The organism is Shewanella sp. MSW, assembly GCF_007636515.1.
In the GTDB taxonomy this organism is placed as follows: domain Bacteria; phylum Pseudomonadota; class Gammaproteobacteria; order Enterobacterales; family Shewanellaceae; genus Shewanella; species Shewanella indica.
In genome coordinates this window covers 1-5,977 of sequence record NZ_LVDR01000032.1, presented here as the reverse complement: position 1 = coordinate 5,977, position 5,977 = coordinate 1, and the positions used below count along the sequence as shown (strand labels likewise).

General features: G+C 40.7%; 7 protein-coding genes and 1 pseudogene. 7 read left to right on the top strand and 1 reads right to left on the bottom strand.

Annotated features, from left to right (window positions below; all coding sequences use genetic code 11):
• The 7 genes and pseudogenes from AYI96_RS20130 to AYI96_RS20100 all read left to right on the top strand — a co-directional run.
• On the top strand, positions 1–1,869 hold a 1,869-nt coding region (locus tag AYI96_RS20130), incomplete at its 5' end, for an RHS repeat domain-containing protein (protein WP_222116217.1).
• Between the two features lie 2 nt (positions 1,870–1,871).
• Positions 1,872–2,336 carry a hypothetical protein gene (locus AYI96_RS20125; protein WP_144362219.1) on the top strand — a complete coding sequence of 155 codons (465 nt, stop codon included), beginning with the start codon at positions 1,872–1,874 and terminating at the stop codon, positions 2,334–2,336.
• 211 nt (positions 2,337–2,547) lie between these two features.
• Positions 2,548–2,809: pseudogene (locus AYI96_RS20120) on the top strand (alpha-amylase family glycosyl hydrolase); the annotation flags it as partial.
• An 8-nt stretch (positions 2,810–2,817) separates the two neighbouring features.
• Positions 2,818–3,228, top strand: a complete 411-nt coding sequence (locus AYI96_RS20115) for a hypothetical protein (RefSeq protein ID WP_144362218.1) — start codon at positions 2,818–2,820, stop codon at positions 3,226–3,228.
• Between the two features lie 34 nt (positions 3,229–3,262).
• On the top strand, positions 3,263–4,072 hold the full coding sequence (locus tag AYI96_RS20110; RefSeq protein WP_144362217.1) for a hypothetical protein: 810 nt from the start codon (positions 3,263–3,265) through the stop codon (positions 4,070–4,072).
• A gap of 113 nt (positions 4,073–4,185) precedes the next feature.
• Positions 4,186–4,671, top strand: a complete 486-nt coding sequence (locus AYI96_RS20105; RefSeq protein WP_144362216.1) for a hypothetical protein — start codon at positions 4,186–4,188, stop codon at positions 4,669–4,671.
• Positions 4,672–4,995: 324 nt separating this feature from the next.
• Entirely contained in the window at positions 4,996–5,658 is a 663-nt protein-coding gene (locus tag AYI96_RS20100; RefSeq protein WP_144362215.1) for a hypothetical protein, read from the top strand.
• 64 nt (positions 5,659–5,722) lie between these two features.
• On the opposite strand, the gene AYI96_RS20095 is transcribed toward AYI96_RS20100, so the two are convergent.
• Positions 5,723–5,977: transposase (locus AYI96_RS20095; protein ID WP_144362214.1), on the bottom strand; the 255-nt coding region annotated here is incomplete at its 5' end.

The following is a 5,977-nucleotide window of genomic DNA, read 5'->3' as shown; positions in this document are numbered from 1 at the left end:
ACATTAAGCGGCACTAACTGCACGCGGACGCTATCACAAGCGGCAACAAAGACGCCTGTTTATTCTTGTCCCGCTGGCTGGTCTGTTTCAGGGAGCGCTTGTAATCGAACACTCACTGCCCCCATAACCTACAGCTGTCCAACGGGGTGGACGCAAAATGGCGCTCAGTGTAGTCGTGCCCGTCAAGCCAGCTATGTGATGGTTTATGATAAGAATGGCAATATCACCCAGGATGGCAGTCGCCGTTTCACTTATAGTTCTTACGATTTGGTCACCAACATTACTCAAGGTGGGGAATCGACCCGCTTTAAGTATGATGCCAACCGGCAACGCTTCGAGCGTTACGACGTTAAAGTTGAAGCGGGAGTGACAAGCTATCTCACCACCTTATATGTCGGGGGGTATGAGAAAGTCACCCGTAGTGGCGGCAACAAACCGGCACTCACCGAGCAAAAATTGTATGTCGGCAATTTGGTGATAACCAAGCGTAGTAATAACACTGTTGACGAGTTTTATCTGCACAAAGATCATCAAGGCTCAACCACGACGATTACCAATAAGTCCGGTAATGTGGTGCAGCAGTTTACCTATGACCCTTGGGGTAAACAAACCGCCGCCTATAGCCATTCACTGTTGAATGATTATATCGCGCCCGCGGCATCCAAAGGTTATACCGGGCATGAAGGTATAGATAACCTGAATCTTATCCATATGAATGGGCGTATCTATGACCCCACCATAGGACGTTTCTTGCAGGCCGATCCGCATATCCAAGCGCCAACCGATACACAAAGCTATAATCGCTATGGCTATGTAAAAAATAATCCCATGAGCTATATTGACCCTAGTGGCTTTTTCTTTAAACGCCTCTATAAGGCTTTAATGGATATTGGAGGGGTGACCTTTATTCATCGACAGATTGCGAAAGTGGAAGGACTTGGTTCGGCTATTCAAATTGGGTTGAATTATATTCCATTTTTTGGACAGCTAGCGTCAGCGCACTTTGCCTTTGATGCTTCATTTGTTGCTACGGGGAGTTTAAGTTCGGCCTTTAAGGCTGGGGCAATATCTTACGCTGCTTCAAGCTTGGCAACTAGTGGAATGAGTGGTGTTGAAGGCTTTGTTGTTAGAAGTGTGGCTGGTGGTATTTTCAATGTTGTTCAAGGTGGTGAGTTTGGTCATGGATTTATTGCTGCTGGAGTAGGGATTCTTGGAGCTCAAGGCGTTGGAATATTAGGTGTTTCAGGGTTTATGGGGCAAACATTGGCATCCGTGGTTATTGGAGGAACTGCTTCTCAGTTAAGTGGAGGTAAATTTGCGAATGGTGCTGCGTCAGCCGCTTTTGCTGCATTGGTACATAACTTTAGTAGTATTGCCACTAGTAGATCTGAACAAAATACAAACAAATCTGATAGGATTGGGGCGGAGAATGCTATCGCAAAATTAAAGGCTAATGGAAGAATTAGTACGGCTAAGTATTTTGATTATCCAGATGATGCTGCAAAATATATTCTAAGTCTAGTTTCGCCAATATCTGATGAGTATGGTGTGGAAATTGGTGGGAGTATTTATCATGACCGTCTTGGGTATCGCTTTAGCTATCCAATAGTGGGTTCTGCAACATCAGTTAATATTGTGAATGGTATTGATGGATACCATACTCATCCAAACTCATTTTTCGAGTTTTCTAATCAATTTAATGCTGCCAATGATGGTAAGGGGGACATTGGTTGGTTGAATAGGCAAGAAAACAAGAGGGTGACATTGTATTTGGGAACTCAAATAGATGGAAAAACTTTGATTGGTAGTTGTACTTCGGCAACTTGTTTTCATAGCCCATACGGCACTCTACCCAATAAGGTGTTATAGTCATGCGCTTCATGTTACTAATTGTTGTTCTTTTAAATCAATTTGCTTGTGTGGTAATTGAAAGGAAATCAACTTCAGATTTTTTTACGCCATTGATTTTCTCTTGCTTAAATGCATATGCAAAAAGTGGTGATGGGAAAGATATAGAAGAGGTTGATCGTGTATATGTGGTTTATGTTGATGGTAATGGATTTGTAGATGTATTTTTCTCGCATGGAGATACAGGTTCATTTGGAGGTAGAAAAGATGATTATAAAGGTATTTTATCTTGTAGCGGTGTTTTAGATAATGGGTTCAATATTTATCGGCTTCGCAATCCTAATGTATCGGAATATTTTATTGATAAACCGGGTGTGGGTAATGGTGTTATCAATGTTGATACTTGTGGAGTAGCTAAGGAGCGCATGTATTTTTTTGAGTCTGGAAAAGTATTCTACCAAGGTGAGAAAGTTTTTGACTGCCATTGAAAAATGAAGATTCTTAACCTTAATGGCGAATAAAACGGAAAGGAATAAAAATGAGGATACCTAACCTTAATATCGCGGCAGTTAGCCTCCGTCTATTGATACAGCGTCTTTAAACTTTGTTGGGGAAAACAGGACAGCCATATCTTTTTGATGTTTTGCACAGCCTTGACTAGGCTTTGAAATACCCATCAAAGCTCAGTCGAGGTTGGTTATGACCACAGCCCGTCGTCAGTTGATAGATGCTGAAAGTACGCCCTTTTACCACGTGATTAACCGTTGCGTGAGAAGGGCATTTTTGTGTGGTGAAGATGTACTGTCTGGGCGCAGTTACGAGCATAGACGTGGCTGGATAGTGGACAAAAATCAGGCAGTTGTCGTCAATATTCTGCATCGACGTTTGCGCTTATGCGGTCATGAGTAATCACTACCATTTGGTGCTCAAAATCGACCTTGCTGCGCAACAATCGTTGTCGCCATAGATATGGTTGACAGCCTGGGAGTGGAGGGCAAAACTGTGATTATTTTTGGGAAGCGTGGCCTTAAAGATTTCTTTCTAGGTGTGGAAGGGCCGGTTACAGACTTTCTAAATCATGAGGTAGTCCATGAACATGCCTTTGCAATTCAAAATGGAGTTCTTGTTTATAATCGTGGTTTTTCAAGTGGTGGATTATTTACTGAGGAAACGATTAGATTCACCGAATTTGGATATAGATCTTACGCCTTTACCGATTACTACATCTTACCCGGAGGTGTTGATGCTGTCTCTTTGCTAAATAACGTCTCTGGTAATTGGAGTAGTTATGTTCTTGGAGGACCGTCGGTGAACAACTGTCAAACTTATGCTGATAGTGTAAGGCGGCAAATTGAGGTGACATATGGTTCTAAGGAATAGTCTATTATCATTTTTATTATTGGGGGTAAGCTTCATGGTTTCAGCCATACCAACACAGGTCATAATTTCTCGGACCTTGGAGTTTAATAAAGGTAATGGGACTGGTCTAATTAGTATTATTGATATCAAGAGCCGTTCTACCGTGAAAGAATACCATGTAAATGCTGGTAATAGCCCTGTTATGCGGGTTTATGGTGAAAAGCTTTCAGTTTCCAATGGTATTTTGAACGCCGGTGAGTACATACTTAATCTTAATAATGCTTCAGTTGAGTATTTCCCTGAGCGGCGAGGTACTGTCTTCTTTTCTCAAGACTCATATATGTATTTTTCCGTAGTGAAAAATTTTGGGGAAATTGTTTTCATTAAAAATGGTAGAGAAGTTGAGCGAATCAGTGAAATGAATGTGGTTATGCGGTCACCTCATGTGTACGTCTATCCTGAAAAAATTATCAGTTTCTATCTTCGCAAAGGAGAATTATATCTTGTTAATGGGAGTGATTTGTCTTTTAGTAAATTTTCATTAAAAGATTATACAGATGTTATCTATTTGGGTGAGAACAAAGTGTTAGCTGTTGATGGTCGTACGTTGTATTGGTTGCGTCTCTCTGATGGGAAGGTTTTAAAAACTAAAAAGCTGGCCTTTACTGGAAGTTTTTTATTTAAAGCTAAAAGTGATGATGGCAGATTTATTACACTTCAAACGTTGACCGTGTCATTAGTTCCTTGGTCAGATGCTTTCATGCAAGAACGTATTGATTTATATGTGTTCGACTTGAAAAATGAGACATTAGAAAAGCTGGTTGGCAGTATTGCAGCAATAGGAGTAGGCCTTACTGTTAAGTAAAATATATGTTATGGCTTGGCCTGAAAACAGGACAGCCATATCTTTTTGATGTTTCGCACGACTGAAAACAGGACAGCCATATCTTTATAAGATATATGATAAAGGATTAACTAATGAAACTAATGAAGCAGTTTTGGTTATCACTTACTCTGTTGGTTTGTGGCTGTACAACCACTACTCTGGAAGTCGCAAGTGTTCCTTCAATTAAGCCGTGGGATTCTGTTCCTGATAAAAAGGTGTATACATATAATAAAAGCCTTGATGATATTGTTGAATTTTCTGATGTCAACATTTCGTTGTCGCTGACAAATTACGAAACTCAATACAGGGGGCTAGCAATGCTGGGTATTGAGCTGGAACGTTGGCCAAATAGTAAGTTTGATAGTGATGAGATTATTCTTGCATTGGGAGTAACCCCCTTAAAAAACGGTTTGGAGTTAATGGGGGAGGGGATAGCTTTAATCATGAAGTTTGATGGTGGCGATATGTATGTTAAACCACATAAAGTTATGAAATATAATAGAAGTGATACTCTGTTTTGTGGATTTGATAACTCTATTGATGGATGGGGGGGGGAGGAGTATAGATGTTGGGAATAAGAAGGAGAGTTTGCTGAAAAGCAGCCGTTTTTCAGACAACTGTTACAACTTGTATTTCAAGCTGCCTGAAAAGATCAAGGATGCTGATTTTGCCCTCGACTTCTCGGAGTCTCTTTTGCCATTGAATAGTAAGGTTGTTTATTTCCATAAAAAGCTGATTAAGTGGACTTCATCGAACTAAATGGTGACAGATTTAAAAATTTTCTATTCTTCCTTGCATAGTCGATCAATATTATTCCTTGGGCTAGAGAATCACCGTTATTATTTGACTAATCAGGAATGAGGGCCATAATGCGAAATATATTTCTGACTATGTGTTTTCTTATGGGATATTGGTTACAAGGATGTGCCTATTATGTCTATGATACTCATACCGCTTATGGCCTGAACAGGGTTGATACGGAGGAGTACTTAGGGCCAATAGATACCGGCTACGACTCTCCGATCACCAGCCCGGTACTTAGTTTTGATAATGGTGTGCAAGTTAAGTTCATGATCCCTGGTATATATAATCATCCACGAAAGAAAACGGGTATTGACTATCTGGATGATATTAACATAGAGATTTTTATAACATCACGAAAAGCAGGGGTTTCTCTGGATGTACAAAATATGGTGTTGGACCAGTATCGAACCGGCAGAAAGACTCCCCTTCGATTCCTAGAGAAGAAACGTTACCCAAGTTTGGAGAAAGGGAAGGAAGGGGTATTAGTTTGTAGATATTCTGATTCCGAAGAGGCTTTCTCTGATTTTTATCAAGGGGAGCGTATCGAGTTGCCCTATCGAGAGACAGGCTTAAGACTGGTCAAAGTCGGAATGCTAAGGGTAGACCCTGATATACTCTGTGGTGAATTAGTTGCTATGAATATCAATTTTGTCGGGGATGATGGATACTTCACTATTAATCTGCCATTTATAGATGATTCAGGGAGAAAGGAGTATACGGTGTATTTTTATCCGGTGGGAATACGATACACTATGAAGTAAACCATTATGATTTAGTTTTAGGTAATTAGTTGAGGGTGTTCAAAATTCTGTGTCACGTTAAAAATCACAGATCGATGTGAGCATCCAGTCGTCCTTCAAAATGGATGGACAGCTGAGATAGCGTTAAATTCCAGTTTTGAATCGGGTGTGACCACCGCTCCTGAGCCTTCAATATACCGGCGTAGAGCAGTTTGAGTAAACTGTTCTCGTTGGCAAAACCACCCTTGGTTTTCGTCAGTTTACGAAACTGACGATGTACGGCCTCAACCGCGTTCGTGGTGTAGATAGCCTTACGCACGTATTCCGGGTACTTAAAATA

Bases quoted from the DNA above. Each gene is read 5' to 3' on its own strand.
- AYI96_RS20100 (WP_144362215.1), top strand. From the start codon at position 4,996: ATGGGATATTGGTTACAAGGATGTGCCTATTATGTCTATGATACTCAT.
- AYI96_RS20125 (WP_144362219.1), top strand. From the start codon at position 1,872: ATGCGCTTCATGTTACTAATTGTTGTTCTTTTAAATCAATTTGCTTGT.
- AYI96_RS20105 (WP_144362216.1), top strand. From the start codon at position 4,186: ATGAAACTAATGAAGCAGTTTTGGTTATCACTTACTCTGTTGGTTTGT.
- AYI96_RS20115 (WP_144362218.1), top strand. From the start codon at position 2,818: ATGGTTGACAGCCTGGGAGTGGAGGGCAAAACTGTGATTATTTTTGGG.
- AYI96_RS20110 (WP_144362217.1), top strand. From the start codon at position 3,263: ATGGTTTCAGCCATACCAACACAGGTCATAATTTCTCGGACCTTGGAG.